Origin of the sequence: Paenibacillus glycanilyticus NBRC 16618 (assembly GCF_004000805.1) — a bacterium.
GTDB lineage: Bacteria > Bacillota > Bacilli > Paenibacillales > Paenibacillaceae > Pristimantibacillus > Pristimantibacillus glycanilyticus.
The window spans coordinates 216,974-238,387 of the sequence record NZ_BILY01000007.1 but is presented as its reverse complement, the minus strand read 5'-3'; the positions used below and the strand labels follow the sequence as shown (position 1 = coordinate 238,387).

The following is a 21,414-nucleotide window of genomic DNA, read 5'->3' as shown; positions in this document are numbered from 1 at the left end:
TTATGCCATGGCCGTTATGGAGAAAGGGCTTCAAAGTCACAAGGTGATAGATCCGGAAGAGCTGAAGACCCATCTTCGCGAAGCGGGCCACCCGGTTACGGATGAGAAAATTGTCGCCGGAGCAAGCGTAACCGATATTAAGCTGACGCGGAGCAACGGGAACAATATCGATTATAATCCGGATACCATGATGATCTCGGAGTCGGATTATAACCGCCTGGCGGAAGCGCAAGGGAAGAAGAAGCTTCATTTGAAGCCGGGCATGGCGGCAATGCCGGGATCTTTCAGTCCCCCTATCGAACGGATTCAGGGGAAGGTACAGAACACGACGATTGATTTACCCGTATCGGCGGATCACTCGGATAGCGTAATGAACCAGACGGATTTCAACTGGATGACGATTATTGTGGCGGACAGCGACTATAAGCAGCTTCTCGCAGGTGTGCCGGAGAGCGATCAGCTGGTCTGGTACGGCTACGAAGTGAAGGACTGGGAAAGCGCGGGTCCGGCCATTAAGAAGCTGCAAGTGAAGGAAGATCTTGAAGGGCAGGTCAGCCGCAATCGCGCGGATAACTTTGCCAACATGAAGGAAACAAGCTCGCTTACCCTGTTTATCGGGTTGTTCATCAGTCTGCTGTTCTTTATCGCATCGGGCAGCTTGATTTACTTTAAGATGTTCACGGAGCTGCAGGAGGATCAGGCGCAGTTCAACGCGTTGAAACGGATAGGCATGACAAGGCAGGAGATTAGAAAAATAACGGTGACCCAGATCGCCATCATTTTTTATCTGCCCTGCTTGGTGGGCACTATTCATGCGCTGTTTGCGATGAAGGCGCTGGACGGATTGATGGAATCCAGCGTGTGGCTGTATTCGTTTGTGATTATCGGCATCTTTGTCGTCATGCAGACGATCTACTTCCTGCTCGCAAGCATGAGTTACTCCAAAGGATTGAATAGAGGAACGGCCAGCGCTTAAGGCGCCGGCCGTTTTTTTTCTTAAGTGGATTGCTGCTGCTCCAGCCATGAGATCCGTTTTGTTTTTAATCCGCTGAGCGCAGCTTCCGCGGCTGTATACTCGGCCTGCAGTTTTTTTACGACCGTTCTGACTTCATGCGCAGCTTCGCAGGTGCGGTCCTGAGTCTCTTTGATCCGCTTCTGGACGATCCAGTCCGTAATCAGGCCGTCGAACCAATAGTCCCCGAACTTCAGCAGGCTGCTGATATCGACATGGATATTCAGGCTGCGCTGCAGATCCGCCAGCTCATCCCGGAAGCTCTTCAGCTCATGATTAGCCGCTGCGATGGAGGCCTTCGCATCATCGATATGCTCGTGTTTAATATGGGTGGAAATCAGCCCGCCGTTGCCCCAGGTATCCCAATTGCCCCAATTAATCGCTTTGTCGAGACTTTCGATAGCCGGCTCAAGCGAGGCAAGCACCCGTCTGCCCGCGGTAAAAGCTTCGTTCAGCTCGCGTACGGTAACCTGCTGAGCCGCAATCTCGCTTTCCATGGCTAGCAGCTCCGAGGCTTTGTCCGGCATGCTTCTCAGGAAATGTTCCTGCTCCTTTAGCAGCTCGTAATAATCCTGTTCGGCACCGTGATTCGCGCTAATGACCATTCCGGCCTGCATAATTTCTTCCTTCAGCTTGTCACGTTCCTGCTTGGCTTCCGATAGCCTGAGAGCTGCGGCGACCGCCTGCTGACGCTCCATCTCCAGCTGTTCGTCCTTGCTGCGCAGCAGCGTATGAAACAGATTCGTCAGAGTCATTCGAGTAAGCTTATCGACATCCGCCTGCTCGGATTCCAGATCAAGCTCCAGACGGATAATTTGCCGTTCCAATTCGTTTAATCGGGAGCGGAATTGACTCTGTCTTCGAATGGCTCTATCAAGCTCGTATTTGCGTTCCTTTGCTTCCGTCAAACGATCCAACAAAGAATTTGTCATAAGCAGGAATTCCCTCCTGGAATAGGGTGATGATTGAAACTCTATACGAGGGCGGGGACTATTAAGTTTCATTCCTTGGCGACGGATATATGGTTACGGCTGAAACGTTAGATCAATCTGAATAATCTCGGAACGGCTGCCAAGACGTATTGGCGGTCCCCAGGAGCCAAAGCCCGAGGAGACAATGGCGTGCAGACTGCCCTTCAGCTTATAGCCCCAATCCAGCTCGAAGATACGGCGGGTGATGAGATGGTTAGGCGCCATTTGCCCGCGATGGGTATGGCCGGATAAGGAGAGGTCGATGCCGTTGACGGACGCCTGCTCCAAATCGGAAGGCTGGTGATCCATCATAATGAGCGGACGGGCTTTATCCAGATCGGCAATCAGCTCGCTGATCGGGAGCCGGCCTTCCGGATCGCTATGCCGCGCCGCCAGATCTTTGCGTCCAACGATATAGAAGCTGTCCTGCACAAGGATATTTTCATCCAGAAGCACCCGAATGCCAATTGCATTCATCTGGGCGATGTATTCTTGAATATGTCCGCCAATATATTCGTGGTTGCCCAGCACAGCGTAGATGCCAAGCGGTGCTTTCAGCTTGCTCATGGTAGCGGCCATATTGCGGCGAATAAACGGATCGATGCTGTCGTCAATAACGTCGCCGGGCAGAAGAATCAGATCCGGCTTCATTTCCTCCATGTGGCTCACAAGGCGGCCAAGATGCTTGTTGCCAACAACCGTGCCCAGATGGATATCGGAGGCAACCCCGATCCGGAGCTTCCGGATAGCGCCAGCCTGCTTCGGAATAGTCAGGTCATAATGACGGACAATCGGAGTCCAGGCGTTCCAAGCTCCCCGAATAAGAATCGAGGCCAAGAGAACGAAAGCAATTGTGCCAACGGAAGCAACGGCTGTTTTGTAGGGGACGGAAGCAAGCGTCAGCAGCCAGACGGCCAGATCCGCCAGAGGCAGAATGAGTAGACCGTACTCCATGACGGCAAACCAGTAGGAGCCGATGTATTTCAGGAAATAGGCAACTTCGCGCACCGGCGAAGCCGAATGCTGTCCAAAACGTCCGGCAAGCCAGGCGAAGGAGAGGATGCCGACGATAATGCCATACGGCCAGGCGTTCCCCAGGTCAAACAGCGTGGACAGGTATACCCATCCATTCCAGCCGATGTACCAGTTCACCAGGCCAAATACAAGGAGGAAGACGGTAATAACGGGAATAAATCTAGCTTTCACTCGGACATCTCCTTACTTGGCGCATATAGGTTTCGTTAAACTCGTGAACCTACTATATCACACCGGGAATTGCCGGGTAAAATAAGGCGGATTTAGCGCTTGGCATTGGTCTCGCCGCCTTTTTTCTAGTATACTTGTACAATGATTTTACGGCAGGGAGAGGGATTCGAGTATGAAATCGTTAGTGCTTGCGGAAAAGCCAAGCGTCGCAAAAGAAATTGCGCGCGTTCTCGGCTGCGGCAGTAAAAATAAAAGCTATATGGAAGGCCCCAACTACGTAGTCACTTGGGCGCTTGGCCATCTGGTGACGCTTGCGGAGCCGGAGGATTACGATCCGAAATACAAGACATGGAATCTGGAGGATCTTCCTCTGCTTCCGGGTAAAATGAACCTGAAGGTCATGCGCGAGACGTCGCATCAATACAAGGCGGTAGCGCAGCTGTGCAAACGACCGGATATCGGCGAGCTTATTATCGCAACCGATGCCGGGCGGGAAGGGGAGCTTGTAGCCAGATGGATTATGGAGCTTGTTCACTGGCGCAAGCCGTTCAAGCGGCTGTGGATTTCGTCCCAGACGGACAAAGCGATCAAGGATGGCTTTAAGGCGCTTAAGCCGGGCCGGCAATACGATAACTTGTACGCATCGGCCGTCTGCCGGGCGGAGGCGGACTGGCTGATCGGACTTAATGTCACACGCGCACTTACGGTGAAATACAATGCCCAGCTTGCTGCCGGCCGCGTGCAGACGCCAACGCTTGGCGCGCTGATCGACCGGGAGAAAGAGATTAACCAATTTCAATCGCAGCCTTATTGGACGGTATCGGCGGATCTGGGAGCATTCCAGGCGCTGTGGCGCCAGAATGACAATCATGACGGCAGAGTGTGGGACAGAAGCGAAGCTGAAGCGGTTGTCTCACGCCTGCAAGGGAAGAACGCCAAGGTTGATAAGCTTCGCACAACCCAGAAGTCCGAGCCTCATCCGCAGGCTTTCGATTTGACGGAGCTGCAGCGGGAAGCCAACAAACGGCTTGGTTTTTCGGCGAAAATGACGTCGAATGTCCTGCAGAAGCTGTACGAGCAGCATAAGCTCGTTACTTACCCGCGTACGGACTCTCGTTATTTGTCGAGCGATATCGTGCCAACGCTTAAAGGACGCCTGGAGAGCGTTGCGGTGGGGCCGTATGCACCGCTTGCCCGCAAGCTGCTCCGGGGTCAGCTGACCGTCACGAAACGCTTCGTGGACGACAGCAAAGTGAGCGATCACCATGCGATTATCCCGACCGACGAGTACGTGAATTTATCGGCTCTCAGCAACGATGAACGCAAGCTGTACGATCTGATCGTGCGCCGTTTTATCGCGTTGTTTTACCCGCCGTATACGTACGACGAGACAAGCGTCGTGCTGACGGTTGGCCAAGACAAGCTGTACGCGAAAGGCAAAGTCCAGAAGGATATCGGCTGGAAAGAGCTGTACGGCGGCAGTGACGCGAGACTTGCCGCAGACGAGGACGACGAGGAGGAGAGCGGGCGCGGCGAGGACAAGAGCACTCCGGAGCAGCTGCTGCCGGAGCTTGTCCAAGGACAAGCTGTTCCGGTGAAGCAGAGCCGCTTGAAGGAGCTGCGCACGCTTCCTCCGGCGCGTTACACGGAGGCCTCTTTGCTCTCGAAAATGGAGAAGCATGGACTTGGCACGCCGGCTACCCGCGCGGATATTATCGAGAAGCTTCTTTCGACCGATACCATTGAGCGCACCCAGAACCGCCTGGTTCCGACGAGCAAAGGCAAGCAGCTGATCGAGCTGGTTGTTGACGAGCTGCGCAGCCCGGATCTGACGGCCAAGTGGGAGCGGGAGCTTGAGCTTATCGCGCATGGACAGGGAGACGCGAAGCGGTTCATGGCCGGAATCCGGGAGCAGGCGGACAAATGGGTTACGGCGGTTAAGAATGAGACGAAGGAATACAAGCCGCATAACTTGACCCATTCGCGCTGCCCGGAATGCGGCAAGCTGCTGATGGAAGTGAAGGGCAAGCGCGGCAAGTCGCTGGTCTGCTCCGACCGGGAGTGCAGCTACCGCCGCCAGGCCGAGCCTGCGTTGTCCAATAAGCGCTGCCCGCAATGCCATAAGAAGATGGAAATTCATAACGGCAAGGCAGGCAAGTACGCGCAGTGCAGACCATGCAACGTGATCGAGATGCTGGGCGACAAGCAGGGCGGTAAGATCAATAAGCATCAGCAGAAGAAGATGATCGAGCAGTACAGCGATAATGTATCGCTGTCCAATAGTCTCGCCGATGCGCTGAAAGCCGCGATGAACAAACAAGATAAGGAATAACCGGAAGAGGGAGTGCCGTGAAGAACGGTACTTCCTCTTTTTTTGCTCGGACAATCATCCAAGAGACAACCGTTCGTCCTTCATATGCTATTAATAGGAAAGGAGATTGATAGCATGGAAGAACAACTTGGCCGGCCAGTCCCCGATAAATGGGCTAAGCAGGCGGCGCTGCTCGCCGATCCGTTTATTGCCCCGCATATACCGCCAACAAAGCTATATAATGCCGGCAACTTAAGAAGCATGCTCGGCAAGCATCAAATGGTTGTCATCAAGCCGGTTATCGGCACGGGAGGACACGGCGTTATTAAGGTATCGAAGACAAGCTCGGGCTACAGCTTTACCTCTCATTCGACCACGCATTCTTATGCCAGCTTTGAAGCTCTCAAATCCGCACTCGACAAGAAACGCAAAAATCGTCCTTATCTGATTCAAAAGGGCATCCGTCTTGCCAAGGTTGGCGCACGTCCGATTGATTACCGGGTCAAATATGTAAAGACGGAAACAGGCTGGGAATATCGCTCCATGGTAGGGAGAATAGCAAAGCCGGGTCTGTTTGTCACGAACCTGTGCCAAGGCGGCACGATGGTTACGGCGGCAGAGGGAATCCGCCGATCCTTATCTCCGTCTCTGGTGGGGGCGAAAAAGCAAAAAATGCGCGATCTGACCGTTGCATCAACGCGAATACTGGAGGAAAGGTTCCCTGGCGTTGGGCAGTTAGGGTTTGATTACGGCATCGACGTTAACGGCAAGATATGGATCTTCGAAGTGAATACGAGGCCGCAATAAGAAGGAAAAGGCCGATCATAAACCCTTTCGGGTTTGTTTTTTTTCACGGGGAAACTACAAGCTTATGCACATAATTTCAATATATTCCATTAATGGGGCAAGGAATTTCGATTAAAGTTTTTTATCGCGTTTTGGTAAAAAAAGGCTGTGTATAAAAGTATCCACATCATCCACTGCGTTAAATCCTCATTTTTCGACTTGTATTCACATCTCATACACAGCCTGTCCACAAGGATATGTGTATAATGGGGGCCATTGTTGTAGGGAAAAGGGCATGTTACGATGGGGACAGCTCAGGAAACTTTAGGAAGAAAGGAAGTGTCCAGGTATGGATCTGCTGTCAGACGAGCTGCTGGAAGACACCTACCTTGCCGCTATTCAGTACAAGCTGGAAGACGACTTCATCCGAATGCTTCTGCTCGAGATGAAGCGAAGACAACTCAACAAGGCTGCCGCCTCAAACGCTATTTAAAGGTGTACTCCCTATTTCCATAACGGCAGCCTCAACCGTCCGTTCGCAGGACGAGCAGTATACAATATGCAAGCAGTTTCTATTATCGGCCGATTGATTCCATGAAGTCATTTCCGTCTCAAGTGGCACATAAGGTGCATAAGGACCAATCCAGTCCGTCATTCGGCCCCAATCTTCCATCGCTTGGCCACAATTGGAGCAAGCTGCATCCAGCGGCTGCATGCCATTGCATACAGGACAAAACATAAGGGTATCCTCCTTGGCTCGTGCAGATTGCCTGCACTTGAATGAAACGCCAACGTTAGGATACCCTTCTTATTTCCGTTTTAACATTCGCTACAGCTTCATGTTGCTGCTATGCCCCGGTGAGAGCTTAGCGTCCGGATCAATATAGACCTTTGCGTTATTAATGGCGGTAGGGGCTTCCCCGAAGCCAACGGCAATCAGCTTCAGCTTGCCCGGGTAGGTCGTAATGTCTCCCGCGGCAAAAATGCCGCTGACGCTGGTCTCCATTCTAGTGTCCACGACAATGGAGCCGCCTTGAATTTCAATGCCCCATTCGGCAATCGGGCCGAGAGAGGACACAAAGCCGTAATTGACGATTACCGCATCTACTTCGATCTCGGCTTGCTCCTTGGTTTTGACATCCGTCAGCGTTACGCGGCTGATCCGGCCGTCCCCGTGGAGAGAGGTAACCTCTTTAGGCGTCTGGACGATAACCTTCGAGTTCATCAGATTCTCTACGCTATGTTCATGCGCGCGGAACTTGTCGCGGCGGTGTACCAGCGTAACCGACTCCGCGATGGGCTCAAGCATCAGCGCCCAGTCAACGGCCGAATCGCCGCCGCCCGTGAGCAGTACCTTTTGCCCCTTGAACCGGTTCAGATCCCCGACGAAATAATGAAGATTGCTCTTCTCGTATTGCACGGCTTCGGGCAGCTCCAGCTTGCGCGGCTCGAAAGCGCCCACGCCCCCCGTAATAATAACGGCTTTTGCATAATGTACGGCTTTATTGGTAATGACTTCAAATAAACGTTCGCTCTGTTTGTTCACTTCAACGACTTTTTCTTCTAATAATATTTCCGGCTGAAAAAGACTGATTTGCTCAATTAACCGATCAACAAGCTCTTGGGCTGTAACTTTCGGGAACCCGGCCACGTCATATATGTACTTCTCCGGATAAAGGGCTGCTAGCTGACCGCCTAGCTGAGGCATGCTCTCGATAATTTTAACGGATGCCTGGCGCATTCCGCCATAAAAGGCTGCAAACAGGCCGGCAGGCCCGCCGCCAATAATGATAATATCTGCAAGGTTATTCGGCTGCTCTACGGATGACATGGAAAGCACCTCCAATATATTGATGATCTGCTTTCTATTATATGCCTGGCGTTTCCAAGAAGGAAATATTAATTTGTATGCTGCTCTAAAGTTTTTCGTATATTTTGCTCTTGAAGTTTAAGTGAAAACTATGTAATATTTCTGATGTATTGTATGTATGGCGCCGAATTTGGACAGTCAACAGTAGATAAATAGGACTGCAACGCGGGTATTTATAGCGTACAATCGGAGCGATAAATCGGACCAAAAAATGACACAATTCGCTGGGGTAGAAATATAGATCCAGCACGGATTGTGTAATTTTTCACAAACAAAAAGACACATAAACAAGCTAAGGAATGGATGGGATCATACGATGAGCAACATACCCAAAATTGTCATCTTAGGAGCTGGCTACGGCGGTGTGCTTACTGCGCTGCGGTTGCAAAAAGAACTTAATTATAACGAGGCCGACGTCACTTTGGTGAATAAGCACGACTATCATTATATTACAACGCATTTGCATATGCCTGCTGCGGGAACGGATAATCCTGAGAATGCGCGCGTCAGCATTTCCAAGCTGATTGACGAATTCAAGATCGACTTCGTGAAATCGACGGTCGTTCAAATTCGTCCGCAGGACAAAAAGGTTATTCTCGAAGATGGAACTCTTTCGTATGATTACTTGGTCATCGGTCTTGGCGGCGAGCCGGAAACCTTCGGCATTCCTGGGCTTGGCGAATATGCAATGAATATTAGAAGCATCAACTCCGTCCGCCTCATCCGCGAGCATATCGAATATCAATTCGCGCGCTTCAAGCGCGAACCGCATCGTACCGACTACCTGACCTTTATCGTAGGCGGAGCGGGCTTTACCGGCATCGAATTCATTGGTGAGCTGTCCGACCGTATCCCTGAGCTGTGCAAGCAGTTCGACGTCGATCCCGCACTCGTGAAAATTTATAATATTGAAGCTGCTCCAACCGCGCTTCCGGGCTTCGATCCTGAACTCGTGGAATACGCGATGGACGTATTAACCAAAAAAGGCGTAACGTTCCGCATCGGAACGGCGATCAAAGAGTGCACGCCGGACGGCGTCGTCGTTGGCGAAGGCGAAGAAATCAAATCGCAGACGGTTATTTGGACCGGGGGTATCCGCGGCAATCGTCTGATTGAGGATGCAGGCTTTGAAACGATGCGCGGACGCGTAAAAGTGGACGACAACCTGCGCGCGCCAGGCCATGAGAATATTTACATCGTGGGCGACAATTCTCTGATGTTTAATCCTGAGGGCCGTCCATACCCGCCAACCGCTCAAATCGCCATGCAGCAAGGCGTCGTATGCGCGCATAACCTGATTGCTTCGATCCGCAACCAGCCTTTGAAGGCCTTTGTCTTCAGCAACAAAGGCACGGTGGCGTCGCTTGGCAAAGGCGAAGCGATTGGCATCGCCTTCGGCAAGAAATACAAAGGCCGCACGGCTGCTTGGCTGAAAAAGATGATCGATCTCCGTTACCTGTTCATTATCGGCGGTATTCCGCTTGTGCTGCGGAAAGGGAAGTTCCTGTAATGCGCCACTGCAGCGTTCAAGTCCGGGGATTATTGACCCGGGATGAGCTCGACCGATACAATGCGTTGATGGAGGTGGGCTCGTTCCTCGAGTCCCAGCAGCGTTATGATCTGTCGTATACGGTGCAAAAAGAAGTGGATATTCTCATTCTGCCCGCCATCGAGCGGCTGAAGGAGAAAGGCCGCGAGCGCGACCGAGCGACCGAGCTCTATCTCGAACAAAAACGCCTCGGCCTCCTGGACGAGGACGACGAAGATTAATAAAAAGCTTTCGCTTCGGCGACAATGTCATTAAGTTAAGCAAACTTAACGACATTGCGCTTCGGTGAAAGCTTTTTTGTTTTGTATCGGACGTTTGTCAGATCCGCGACTTCGCCCCGGCTTCGCTTCGCGATCTAACGAAACGTCGTATCGTTATTTGCCGCAAATAGGCCATTTTTCAAATCTAACAAAACGTCATATCGCTATTTGCCCTTTTTCGGGCATTATGATGCTTATAAGCGGTAAATAGCGATACCAGGTTTCGTTAGAATTCCCAAACCGCTAAATTCGAGCGAATAGCGATACGTAGTTTCGTTAGCTGAGGCTTTTTTTTGTGGAGGTTCCGGACTGTGTTCGATACACAGAGTTGCAGGAGTATTATTGTTATTAACTATAAGCTCTATCGAGTCTATATATTTCAGTTATTACCAAGGTTGGTCTTATGCTGTAACCAAAGCAGGAATGTTGGGAGGCGGCAAAGGTGACATATCCATTTTCGATTTCGGTTGGGGGAATCGTGCGCAAAGCGGATGAGGTTTTGCTGGTTCAACAAAATGATGGAGCTAATAAAGGATTATGGCTGCTGCCGGGTGGATTTGTTGAAGCAGGGGAATCCTTAGAGGAAGCTTTGATTCGGGAAGTTCAGGAGGAGACGGGGCTGTCCGCTGTCCCAACAAGAATTGTGGGCATCCGAAGCGGAGTGAGGCAAGTGGGGGATGTTAGGGAGACGGGGATTTATATTGTTTTCGAAATGGAGTATGTATCCGGCGAACTAATGGCATTGGATCAGAACGAGATCTCCGATCTGCGATTCCAAAGTCCGTCTCAGGCTTTAAATGACCCACAGGTCATTGATCTCGCAAAACAATTCATCCAATCAGCCAACGGTTCTAACCCTGGCCTGCTCAAATCATCCAGCCCAATAACCACCAAGACGAAATACCAGTCTTACGACGTCTATCTATCTTAAAAAAATAACGCCACCGGAATTACCCGGTGGCGTTATCGGTCTTATAAAAAGGTTAAGCGAGGATGGAGCAGCTCAAATGATTCTGGAGAAAGATTTATGCTTCCGAAGTAGCTTTCTTTCAGAAAGCTTTTAAGTGTTCGCCTTTGTTCACGGATTCCAACCTATTAACCATTAATCAAGGAATCCGTGAACAACAGCGATCGGAAGAACATTTGACTGTGTAGGCTCGCTCTAACCTATTACAGCGAGAGCATCGCCTTAAACTTCTCGTCCGTCAGCAGATTCCCTACAAAGAATTCGCCAAAATCGCCGTAACGCGCGCTGACTTCGTCAAAGCGCATTTCGTATACGAGCTTTTTGAACTGAAGGGCATCGTCGGCAAACAGCGTAACGCCCCATTCCCAATCATCGAAACCAACGGAGCCGGTGATAATCTGTTTCACCTTGCCGGCATATTTGCGGCCGATCATGCCGTGGCTGCGCATCATGTTGCGGCGGTCTTCCATGCTCAGCATGTACCAGTTATCGTTGCCGGAACGGCGTTTGTTCATCGGGTAGAAGCAAATATGCCTTGCTTTTGGAAGGGATGGCTTCAGACGCGCCACAACCTCCGGATTTTGCATCGGGTCGCTGCCCGGGGAATTGACGTAGTTGCTAAGCTCAACAACGCTCACATACGAGTGAGCCGGCTGCGTGAACTCGGCGAACAGCGTTTTGTTAAACGCGGTTTCGATCTCGTTCAGCTCTTCCAGCGTTTCGCGCAGGTGCATAAACACGAAATCGGCTTTTTGGCCAACGATGGAATAAACAGCCGTGCTGCCTTGCTTGTTTTCGTCAACGCTGCTCCATTCCTTAAGGAAGGATTGAAGCTCGTCCAACGCCTGGCTCCGTTCTCTATCGCTTGCAAGCCGCCATGCCGCCCAATCCATCGAACGGAAATCATGCAGCGCATACCAGCCTTCTAATGTAATGGCTACTTCACTCATGGGTAAATTCTCCTCTCGTCACATTGCTTTTAACATTGTATCGTAAATAAATCAGCTAGAGCAAATGGCGGACTTGTGACAAATGGACAGCTCCGATTGACTTCCTTATTTCCATTATTTAAACTGAAAAGCGAGACTTTCCATAAGGAGAAGAGGACATGCTTCAATTATTTGTAGCCACCGTGCTGTTCCTGGTCATGATGTTCGGCATCGGCTTTATTCTCAACATGCTTCTCAAAACAACGTGGTTTCCTATTTATGTCTTTATAATCGTACTGCTGCCTATCGGCATATGGTCGACATGGGATCATTCCGTTTCGTTTGTCGACAATTTCACAGAGTTTACATATGTAGATGTTATCCCGGTAATCGGCGCCTTGGCGGGTGCTTATATCAGCGGATGGGCCATTCGCGCGCTGCGCCGCGGCGGCTATAAAATGTTCTAAATCATTCAACGGCTTCCGTTATTCCGAAGGGAATCACGGAGCCGTTTTCCGTTTCTAAGAAAATTATTAGTTTCCTCGTATACCGCGTTCTGCCAGGGATAGCGACGGCTGCTTGCCGCGTCACCTCATATTTCTAGTTTTGTATTCGTCCCCGGCCCTTCTTTTTATGTTAGAATAATAGAAAGTACGAATGAGATGGAGAGATGCAATTGCGCATCGGTAATCTACTGCAATATACAGAACATCACCGTTATTACATTTTTCGAGATTTTTCGCTAAGCAGCTTGGACTATAAAATGTTGTCGCTTATCTATCAGCCGATGATAGGCGCATTTGCTATTGCTTTATATCAGCAGCTTTATCATGGCATTGCCGAAGGAACGTCCGGTTATTCCGCCATTGAAACGCAGCGCAAGCTGTTCTTGGGACTTGGACTGGACATGAACGAACGCGGCAGAAAATATTTGATCGATCAGGCATCGCGCCTCGAAGCGGTTGGGCTTCTGCAGACGTCGCGGGTAGGATTGCCGGATCAGGCGGATGTCATGTACGAATACGAACTGTCGCAGCCGCTAACGCCGGGGGAATTTTTCCGCAATCAGCATTTGACCCTGCTTCTTAGGGACAAGATCGGCAAGTACGCGGTTATTTCGCTTCGCGAATCGTTTGGGGCGCAAGAGCCGGACGAGCTGGCGCAGAAGCAGTTGACCAAAGAAAACATATCGGTGCCTTTCTATGAGCTCTTCCAACTGAACACGCATTCGGTGGATCAGGAGCTCGAACAAGCTTTAACGGAAGTAGCGCCAACCCGTCAGGCTGCGCCTCGGGCACAGCTTGAGACGGCAGGTATTCCTTACGGGGAAATTATCCTTCGTTTTCCGCGAAATTCGGCGAACCGAAGTTATGTGGAGCGAATGCGCGGCAATTCCGAGCAGCTCGCGCAAGTCAATTATGTTGCTTACAAATACAATCTATCCGTTGCGGACATTTGCCGTTTATTGGATGAAGACGGCATTTTCGCTTCGAATGGCGATCTGATCGTAGACGAAATTCAACTGCGCGCGAATCAACTGTACCGCCAGGATAAGAAGCGCGAAGGAGAACGGCAAAGAACGATTGCCCGCGTGCAGGCAGCAGCCGTTCAACCAAACGAGACGGAGGAAGAGCTTGTCGAGTTTGGCGTTCAGGAAGAGTATTACATGCTTGTGCCAAGTCAATTGGCGGGCAGATGCGACGTGCAGCAATATAATATGCTCATGCGGAACGAACCGCATACCCGTTTTTTGCAGCGGTTTTTCCCTGGGGCCGTACCGGATTGGATCGAAAGATCCTTTGAGCGGATTGATCTGAATTACAAGCTCCCCGAACCGGTAATCAACGTACTTATTCATTATGTAATAGGCATGAACGATGCGCAACGCGTAACGAAAACATTCGTGGAGGCCGTTGTGTCCAACATGCTGGTAAAGCAGGTGGATACCTTCGAGAAGGCCGTTCTTTACGTCAGAGAACAAGCCGAGGTAGAGGCCGACAAGGAACGCCGGAATGCCAGAGCGGCAGCAGGTCTTCCGGGCACGAGAGGAACGTCGCGCAACAGCTCGCGCGGAGGTATTTCGCGTAAGCCTTCAATCCCGATTGTACAGGATGAAGGAGCGGGAGATACGGCAATTTCGCCGGAGAAGCTGGAACAAATGCGAAAGCTGGCCAGAAAGCTGGACGGCAAAGGTTAAACCATAAAGCGGGGTGAATACGAATGGAATCGCTTGGTGAAATGTTAAAAGCATGGCCTGGCGGTAAGTCAATGAACGATCAAGCGGAACAAAAGCTTAGAGAGCTAATGGCGGACCCTCTTGTTGAGCGTCTGTTCGTCAAGCACCCTGAGCTGGATGAACGTGCGGTACGGATGAATATGAACCGGGTTTATCAATATGTGAATGAATACCGGAATTGTTCGAACTGCCCGGGATTAAACAATTGTCCGAATGATTTCGAAGGCCATTATACATTGCTTTCTTGCGAAACGGTAAATGATCAGGTTCAATTGATTGACCGGAAGGTATCCTGCAAGAAGTTCCTCGCGCGGCGCAGCGAAGAGCAGATCAAGAGCCGGATTCGCAGCTTCTATGTGGACGAGACTGCGCTGAATAACGGTTATTCGGCCGATGAAATATTGTTCAACGATCCGAAGCGGACCGAGGCAGCCTATCAGATTCTCGCTTATATCGATAAGACGAAGGAAGAAGGTTTGCAAAAGGAAGGCTTGTACCTCGCCGGCAAGTTCGGCACGGGCAAGACGTTTCTTATGTGTTATCTGCTTCACGAGCTTGCGAAGGCGGGATACTCGGGAGCTATCGTTTACATGCCGGAATTCGTGGAAGATTTGAAATCGATGATGCATGACCAGACTAAGCTTCGCGAGACGGTAGAGATGATGAAGGAGACCGATCTTCTCATCTTTGACGATATCGGGGCCGAGAACCTGAATCCGTGGGTTCGGGACCATGTCCTTGGATCGATTCTCAATTACCGGATGAACCGGAAGCCTACCTTATATACTTCCAACTATGAGCTGGATGCTCTGGAGAGACACTTTAGCTTTACGAGCAAAGACGGCGATGAGCAGCATAAAGGAGAACGCCTGATGAACCGGATCAGGCCTTATGTTGAGGTTGTTATGGTCACGGGAGAGAATAAGCGGGGACGCAAATAAAAAAAGAGGCTGCACATTTGTTCAAATGTGCAGCCTCTTTTTTTGAACATACTTTAACTATTTACCGCGTTAATAACTTATAGTATACTCTCTTCATGGGGAGGTGAGAGAATGTTACATACTTGGAAAAATAAAGTTCAAGATGTACATCTATGGAAGACGGAATCGGTGAGCAGAAGTTTAGAATGAGTTTGCTATTAATGCCTTACTAGTAAATTATGTAGGCGACGTAAACAGAATGCAATACTTACGTTCAAAATAATCAGAAAAATTAAAAGATTTGAACAAATGAAAAGGCAGCGATGTTTAAACAGAGCATATGGACGATATCACGTTCAATTTAAAGGAGGAGATAGGATGATTACACGAAAGAAATCTATGAAGTTTTTGTTCCTATTAAGTATTCTGGTTATCCTAATCGCAGGCTGTTCCAATAAGAATACTAATAACAGCTCGAATTCCCCTTCGCCTTCGGCAACAACTGCCGATGAATCGGCTTCTCCTTCCGCGGAACCTTCAGAGGATCCCAATGCGCCTAAAGTAGGCGGAACGTTAACGGTAAGCACATTCTCCGATATTGTCTCGGTCAATCCGATTTTTGTGAATGATACGGCTTCCGGAGATATGCAATATTTGTTATTCGCCCAATTGTACGATCTGGACCGTGACGGCAACCTGGTTGTACAGCCATGGTCTCTGGCTGCCGAACTTCCGCAAATTTCGGAAGACAGCAAAACCTATACCGTAAAAATGAAAAATACGGCCAAATGGAGCGACGGTCAACCAATTACCGCAGATGATTTGGTCTTTACTATTAATACGATCATCAATCCAAAAGCGGGTGCGCCAGGCATCAGCACGTTTGACAAAGTTGGCAGCGTCGAGAAAGTCGACGACTACACCGTCAAAATTACGCTGAAGCAAGTATACGCGCCATTCCAATATTCCCTGATGCTTAATCCGGTGCCAAGCCATATCCTCAAGGATGTGAAGCCTGAAGATTTGCAGGCGAATGCATTCGGTAAAGACCCTGCCAAGACGGTGACAAGCGGTCCTTGGAAATGGTCGGAGTGGAAAGCCGGCCAGTACGTAAGCCTTGAAGCCGATCCGAATTATTGGGGCGAAGTAAAGCCTAATATTCAAAAAGTCGTTTACAAAATTTACGCCGATCAAAATACGGAGGTTCAAGCGCTGATCAAAGGCGATGTGGACACGACGCTGGCGATTCCGATCACGCAGCTTGAAGCGGTTGAGAAAAACGACAAAATCAATGTCATTAAAGGATCAACCTCGACCTACGAGTATATCAGCTTTAACTTTGACGCCAACAACTTCCCGGATAAGTTCATTCCGTTCTCTTCGCAGAAGAGCCGTCAAGCCATTGCTTACGCTCTGAACCGCCAAGGCATGGTCGATAACGTTCTGAAAGGTACAGGCGCTCTAATGAATGCACCGTTCCTTCCAGGCTCCTGGTCAGATCCGGGCGACAAAGCGGTTAATTACAATTACGACGCCGAGAAAGCAAAAGCGTTGCTGGCCGAAGACGGCTGGGTTGCCGGCAAAGACGGCATTCTCGCGAAAGACGGCCACCGCTTCTCCTTCGAGCTGCAATACAACGCCGGCAACAGCCGCCGTGAAGCGGTAGCGCAAATCATTCAGCAGAACCTGAAGGACGTAGGCATCGAAGTGAAGCCGACGGCGATCGATTTCGCAACATGGATCGATCAGAACATTACGCCTGGTAAATACCCTGCCATTCTGCTTGGCTGGTCGCTTAGCAATCCGGATCCGGACGGCGAAAGCATCTTCTCGTCGAAATACTTCCCGCCGGCAGGTCAAAACAGCGGTTGGTATAAGAACGAGAAGCTCGACAAGCTGTGGGTAGACGGTTACTCCGTCGTGGATCAAGCAGCCCGTAAAGAAATTTACAACCAAATCGCAACCGAAATTTCGACTGACTTGCCTTACGTATTCCTGTACCAATACGGCAACCCTCAAGGTATCGGACCTAAAGTGAAATTCGCGGAAGAGGATGCGCCTGTACCAACGCAGCAAACCGGATATTTCTATCATATGATCAAATGGTGGCTGGCCGAATAAGCGGCGTAATCAATCGTTTGCAGGAGAAGAGGGCGTGGCCCTCTTCTTCCTTGTAAACCAATCCGCGGCAATTCTTAGGTTTACGCTTACGAAGTAAGAATTACCTCAAAAGGCGCGGTAATTCTTTTTAGGAGGATGGGCAAATGACCGAGTTTATTATTCGCCGAACACTTCAGTCCGTCTTGGTGCTATTCCTGATTACGCTCGTGACATTCGGGCTTATCCATGCCGCTCCGGGAGGACCTTTTCAAATCATGCTGGCGCCCGGCTTATCGCCGGAAGCCATGGAAATACAGGCCCATAACATGGGTCTTGATAAACCACTTCCCATGCAATATTTAAGTTGGTTAGGTAATTTGCTGCAGGGCGACCTGGGTTATACGTTCAAGAATCATGTGCCGATTGGCGAGATTATTTGGCCAACCGTTAAAAACACTTTTATTCTGATGAGTGTCGCTTGGCTGCTGACACTGGTTATCGCTATTCCATGGGGCATCTACAACAGCACGAAGGAATACAGCCTCTCCGATCAAACGGCCTCCTTTATTTCGTATATTGGATTTGCGATGCCGACCTTCTGGTTCGGGATCATTCTTCAGCAGATCTTCTCGATAAAGCTGGATCTTCTGCCGCTGGCCGATATGTATTCCATGGATAAAGAAGGTCAATTCGGCGACTTGATGCTGCATCTTGTTTTGCCGGTGACCGTTCTTACTCTCGGTTTTCTGGCTGCTTACGTGAAATATTCGCGTTCCAGCATGATGGAAGTGCTTAATCAGGATTATATCCGTACGGCACGGGCAAAAGGGGTGCAGGAAGGGAAAGTCATCTACAAACATGCTCTCCGCAATGCGCTTATTCCGATTATTACGATTATTGCGCTTGACCTGCCGCTGCTCGTTGCCGGCGCGGCCATAACCGAAAGTGTCTTCAATTGGCCGGGAATGGGCCGTTTATTCGTACAGATGGCGGTTGCGCGAGAGTACTCCGTTCTTATGGCTATTACTCTATTGACGGCTGTTATTGTCATTTTCGGTAATCTGCTCGCTGACTTGTTGTATGCCGTCGTTGATCCACGGGTGCAGCTTGGCAAGAGAGGGGGAAGGTCGGCATGAGCGAAGCCAATTTGCAAACCTCAACGGTTATCCCGCAAGTTGAAGTACAGGCGAGTAAGCCGCTTAAGCGCCCTCCGGGCCCTTGGCGTACGGCTTGGTCCAAATTCAGGCGCAATCCTTATGCGGTCACCGGTCTTGTTGTCCTTCTGATTTTTATAATCGGCGGGGCGGCAGCGCCTTGGCTTACGAAATACGATCCGGCAAAAATCGATATGATGTTTGTAAATGTAAAAGCGGGTACGGACGGGCATTTGCTCGGCACGGACGAGTTAGGCCGGGACATCTTCGCGAGATTGCTCTATAGCGCTCGGATTTCTTTGACGGTTGGATTCTCCGTAGCTGCCGGATCTGTCATTATCGGGGCTATTATCGGATCCATATCCGGTTTTTTCGGCGGATTTATCGATACCTGCTTTATGCGGCTTGTAGACGTGATGAATTCGATTCCGTTATTGTTCCTTAATATTCTGGTGCTTGCGATCTTCGGCACCGAATTCCGTTACATGATTATCGTGCTGATCCTAACGAGCTGGATGAGCGTGGCGCGGCTTGTGCGGGGAATGTTCCTGCAGCTTCGGGAGATGCAGTACGTAGAAGCGGCAAGGGCCATCGGGGTATCGAATCTCGGCATTATTTTCAAACATTTGCTCCGCAACGCAAGCTTTCCGATTATCGTAAACGCTACTTTAATGGTGGGGTCAGCGATTTTGAGCGAATCGGCATTATCCTATCTCGGCTTAGGCATTCAAGCGCCGAAAACAAGCTGGGGGCTGATGCTGAGCAACGCGCAGGAGTTTATGCTTGTTGATCCGCTGCAGGCCGTCTATCCCGGCGTTTGCATTCTTCTGGTTGTGCTAGCCGTGAATTTTATAGGTGACGGCATTCAAGACTCCCTGAACCCGCGGCAGAAAATGTCCGAGAGGAGGATTGACAGATGGAGGAAAAGCTTCTTGAAATCGAAAATTTAACGGCCGGATTTCTGACGGTGGGCGGTACGGTTAAAGCAACCGAGCATCTGTCCATCTCCATTGAAAAAGGGAAAACCGTCTGTCTGGTTGGAGAATCGGGCAGCGGCAAAAGCGTCACTTCATTGGCCGTCATGCGGCTGATTGATTATAACGGCGGCGCGATTCTGGAAGGGAGCATCAAATTTCAAGGCGAGGATCTGGCGAAAAAGAGCCAGGATGAAATGATCCGGATTCGCGGCAACAAAATCGCAATGATTTTCCAGGATCCGATGTCCTCTCTCAATCCGGTCTATACCATAGGGGATCAGATCGCCGAGAGCATTATGCTTCACCGGAAAAAAGGGAAGAAGGAAGCCCGTAAAATGGCGGTTGACATGCTGCGACTGGTGGGCATTCCGGCTCCTGAAATCCGGGTCAAGCAATATCCCCATGAGCTGTCCGGCGGGATGTGCCAGCGGGTTGTTATCGCGATAGCCCTAGCTTGCGATCCCAGCCTGCTTATCGCAGACGAGCCAACCACGGCACTGGACGTTACGGTACAGGCGCAAATTCTCGACTTGCTCCGCAGCCTGCAGAAGGAGCTTGGCATGTCCATTCTGCTCATTACGCATGACATGGGCGTGGCCGCCGAGATGGCAGACCGCATAGCGGTTATGTACGCCGGCATCATCGTGGAGGAAGGGAGCGCAAACGAAATATTCGCACGCCCTAGCCATCCTTATACGGAAGGCCTCCTGAAATCGGTGCCGGGCTTGGAAGGCGCTCGCGGCGAAGAGTTGTATACGATACGGGGCAATATCCCCGGGTTAAGCCAGCTCCCTGAGGGCTGCCGCTTCCATCCCCGCTGCCCGTATGCGAAGGATATTTGCCGGGAGAAGGCACCACCTGTTATGGCCGTAACCGAGGATCATTACGCTTCCTGCTGGATGTATTCGGAGGAAGGCGGAGCCGCAGCATGGAAAAATGAAACGAAGCCCGAGGTGAGCCGATGAACGCGGAATACGTATTGGAGCTGCGCGGAGTGAAAAAATATTTCCCGATCCGGTCGGGTCTCCTGAACCGGGTAGTTGGCCAGGTCAAAGCGGTGGACGACGTGTCGCTGTCCATCCGCAAGGGAGAGACGTTTGGGCTTGTTGGCGAGTCGGGCTGCGGCAAATCAACGCTTGGCCGGGTTGTGCTTAATCTACATAAGGCGACGGAAGGCGAGGTTAACTTCAACGGGACGGATGTCCAGAAGTTAGCAGGATCGGAGCTGCGCCGGCTGCGGAAGCAGATGCAGATTATTTTCCAGGATCCGTTCGGATCGCTGAACCCGCGGTTTCTGGTAAAGGATATTATCGGGGAACCGCTGCGGCTGCACGAGAGGATGACGGAGCGCGAGATCGACAAGCGTGTCGTTGAGCTGATGGAGCTTGTTGGCCTCGACGCTACTCGCCGCAACCGGTATCCGAACGAGTTCTCCGGCGGTCAGCGGCAGCGGATCGGTATCGCAAGGGCAATCGCTTTAAATCCCGAGTTTATTGTCGCGGACGAAGCGGTATCCGCCCTTGACGTATCGGTGCAATCGCAGGTTATTAACCTGCTGATGAAGCTTCAGCGCGAGCTGGGGTTAACCTTTCTTTTTATTGCCCATGGTCTTAACGTGGTGCGGCATATCTCCGACCGGGTAGGTGTTATGTATCTGGGAAAAATCGTCGAGATTGCGCCAACGGAGGAGCTGTTCGCGAAACCGCTCCATCCGTATACGGCAGCTCTCTTATCGGCCATTCCAAGGCCGGACCCGACGCGGAAGCGGGAGAGAATCGTGCTGCAGGGCGATGTGCCGTCGCCGGCTAACCCGCCGTCCGGCTGCCGTTTCCACCCGCGCTGCCCGGCGGCGAAAGCCAAATGCAGCGTGGAAGAACCGCTTCTGAAGGAGCGCGAGGATGGAAGGCAAATCGCCTGCCATTTCCCGCTGGATGAAGGTTTAGCTCAATAACGCAATAAAAGCCGGGCTGCTGCCCGGCTTTTGTTGCGTCTGTTTATAAGTTTGCCTTATATAGTCAATAAATAATTTCCAATTTTCTATTGACAGATGATTGGGCGGACTGGTAATATTCATCCATAACCAACTAAACAGGTAGGAATAATATTATCTACCCGGACCACCGGATGCTAATCATTATTCGTCTGTCAATAAAAATAGGGGTGTGT

General features: G+C 50.7%; 19 protein-coding genes. 15 read left to right on the top strand and 4 right to left on the bottom strand.

What is annotated here, in order from left to right; translation table 11 throughout:
• Positions 1–976: ABC transporter permease (locus PGL01S_RS07860; protein WP_164775406.1), on the top strand; the 976-nt coding region annotated here is incomplete at its 5' end.
• Positions 977–996: 20 nt separating this feature from the next.
• On the opposite strand, the gene PGL01S_RS07855 is transcribed toward PGL01S_RS07860, so the two are convergent.
• Together PGL01S_RS07855 and PGL01S_RS07850 are read right to left on the bottom strand one after the other, a co-directional pair.
• A complete protein-coding gene (locus tag PGL01S_RS07855) occupies positions 997–1,944 on the bottom strand; it encodes a coiled-coil domain-containing protein (protein ID WP_127493174.1) in 948 nt (315 codons plus the stop codon).
• A gap of 93 nt (positions 1,945–2,037) precedes the next feature.
• Positions 2,038–3,189: a metallophosphoesterase gene (locus PGL01S_RS07850; RefSeq protein WP_127493172.1), complete on the bottom strand. Its 1,152-nt coding sequence runs from the start codon at positions 3,187–3,189 to the stop codon at positions 2,038–2,040.
• A gap of 172 nt (positions 3,190–3,361) precedes the next feature.
• Here PGL01S_RS07850 and PGL01S_RS07845 point away from each other — a divergent pair, with 172 nt between their 5' ends.
• The 3 genes from PGL01S_RS07845 to sda all read left to right on the top strand — a co-directional run bounded on the left by PGL01S_RS07845 (position 3,362) and on the right by sda (position 6,779).
• Complete coding sequence (locus PGL01S_RS07845) at positions 3,362–5,521, top strand: DNA topoisomerase III (protein ID WP_127493170.1); 2,160 nt, start codon at positions 3,362–3,364, stop codon at positions 5,519–5,521.
• A 114-nt stretch (positions 5,522–5,635) separates the two neighbouring features.
• Positions 5,636–6,307 (top strand): YheC/YheD family protein, encoded by a 672-nt coding sequence (locus PGL01S_RS07840; RefSeq protein ID WP_127493168.1) that lies wholly within the window; start codon positions 5,636–5,638, stop codon positions 6,305–6,307.
• Between the two features lie 328 nt (positions 6,308–6,635).
• Positions 6,636–6,779 carry a sporulation histidine kinase inhibitor Sda gene (sda, locus tag PGL01S_RS07835; protein WP_127493166.1) on the top strand — a complete coding sequence of 48 codons (144 nt, stop codon included), beginning with the start codon at positions 6,636–6,638 and terminating at the stop codon, positions 6,777–6,779.
• A 336-nt stretch (positions 6,780–7,115) separates the two neighbouring features.
• On the opposite strand, the gene PGL01S_RS07830 is transcribed toward sda, so the two are convergent.
• Entirely contained in the window at positions 7,116–8,117 is a 1,002-nt protein-coding gene (locus PGL01S_RS07830; protein ID WP_127493164.1) for an NAD(P)/FAD-dependent oxidoreductase, read from the bottom strand.
• Between the two features lie 355 nt (positions 8,118–8,472).
• Here PGL01S_RS07830 and PGL01S_RS07825 point away from each other — a divergent pair, with 355 nt between their 5' ends.
• The 3 genes from PGL01S_RS07825 to PGL01S_RS07815 all read left to right on the top strand — a co-directional run bounded on the left by PGL01S_RS07825 (position 8,473) and on the right by PGL01S_RS07815 (position 10,896).
• On the top strand, positions 8,473–9,666 hold the full coding sequence (locus tag PGL01S_RS07825; RefSeq protein ID WP_015846384.1) for an NAD(P)/FAD-dependent oxidoreductase: 1,194 nt from the start codon (positions 8,473–8,475) through the stop codon (positions 9,664–9,666).
• Positions 9,666–9,926 (top strand): hypothetical protein, encoded by a 261-nt coding sequence (locus PGL01S_RS07820; RefSeq protein ID WP_127493161.1) that lies wholly within the window; start codon positions 9,666–9,668, stop codon positions 9,924–9,926. Before PGL01S_RS07825 ends, PGL01S_RS07820 begins: the two co-directional genes overlap by 1 nt.
• A 481-nt stretch (positions 9,927–10,407) precedes the next feature.
• Positions 10,408–10,896 (top strand): NUDIX domain-containing protein, encoded by a 489-nt coding sequence (locus PGL01S_RS07815; protein WP_127493158.1) that lies wholly within the window; start codon positions 10,408–10,410, stop codon positions 10,894–10,896.
• A 239-nt stretch (positions 10,897–11,135) separates the two neighbouring features.
• Here PGL01S_RS07815 and hemQ read toward each other — a convergent pair whose 3' ends face one another.
• Positions 11,136–11,882, bottom strand: a complete 747-nt coding sequence (gene hemQ, locus PGL01S_RS07810) for a hydrogen peroxide-dependent heme synthase (protein ID WP_127493155.1) — start codon at positions 11,880–11,882, stop codon at positions 11,136–11,138.
• 158 nt (positions 11,883–12,040) lie between these two features.
• Between hemQ and PGL01S_RS07805 the strand changes: the two genes are divergently transcribed.
• The 8 genes from PGL01S_RS07805 to PGL01S_RS07770 all read left to right on the top strand — a co-directional run bounded on the left by PGL01S_RS07805 (position 12,041) and on the right by PGL01S_RS07770 (position 21,199).
• Positions 12,041–12,328, top strand: a complete 288-nt coding sequence (locus PGL01S_RS07805) for a YuiB family protein (protein WP_127493152.1) — start codon at positions 12,041–12,043, stop codon at positions 12,326–12,328.
• 209 nt (positions 12,329–12,537) lie between these two features.
• The gene (locus PGL01S_RS07800; protein WP_127493149.1) at positions 12,538–14,058 is read left to right on the top strand and encodes a replication initiation and membrane attachment family protein; all 1,521 of its coding nucleotides are present in this window, start codon (positions 12,538–12,540) and stop codon (positions 14,056–14,058) included.
• A gap of 23 nt (positions 14,059–14,081) precedes the next feature.
• On the top strand, positions 14,082–15,038 hold the full coding sequence (gene dnaI / locus PGL01S_RS07795; protein ID WP_127493147.1) for a primosomal protein DnaI: 957 nt from the start codon (positions 14,082–14,084) through the stop codon (positions 15,036–15,038).
• Positions 15,039–15,395: 357 nt separating this feature from the next.
• Complete coding sequence (locus PGL01S_RS07790) at positions 15,396–17,138, top strand: ABC transporter substrate-binding protein (protein WP_127493144.1); 1,743 nt, start codon at positions 15,396–15,398, stop codon at positions 17,136–17,138.
• 143 nt (positions 17,139–17,281) lie between these two features.
• Positions 17,282–18,253, top strand: a complete 972-nt coding sequence (locus PGL01S_RS07785) for an ABC transporter permease (RefSeq protein WP_127493142.1) — start codon at positions 17,282–17,284, stop codon at positions 18,251–18,253.
• Positions 18,250–19,221, top strand: a complete 972-nt coding sequence (locus PGL01S_RS07780) for an ABC transporter permease (RefSeq protein ID WP_127493140.1) — start codon at positions 18,250–18,252, stop codon at positions 19,219–19,221. The genes PGL01S_RS07785 and PGL01S_RS07780 overlap by 4 nt, the downstream gene beginning before the upstream one ends.
• Positions 19,188–20,213, top strand: a complete 1,026-nt coding sequence (locus tag PGL01S_RS07775; RefSeq protein WP_127493138.1) for an ABC transporter ATP-binding protein — start codon at positions 19,188–19,190, stop codon at positions 20,211–20,213. Before PGL01S_RS07780 ends, PGL01S_RS07775 begins: the two co-directional genes overlap by 34 nt.
• Complete coding sequence (locus PGL01S_RS07770; RefSeq protein WP_127493136.1) at positions 20,210–21,199, top strand: ABC transporter ATP-binding protein; 990 nt, start codon at positions 20,210–20,212, stop codon at positions 21,197–21,199. The genes PGL01S_RS07775 and PGL01S_RS07770 overlap by 4 nt, the downstream gene beginning before the upstream one ends.
• Positions 21,200–21,414 lie beyond the last annotated feature (215 nt).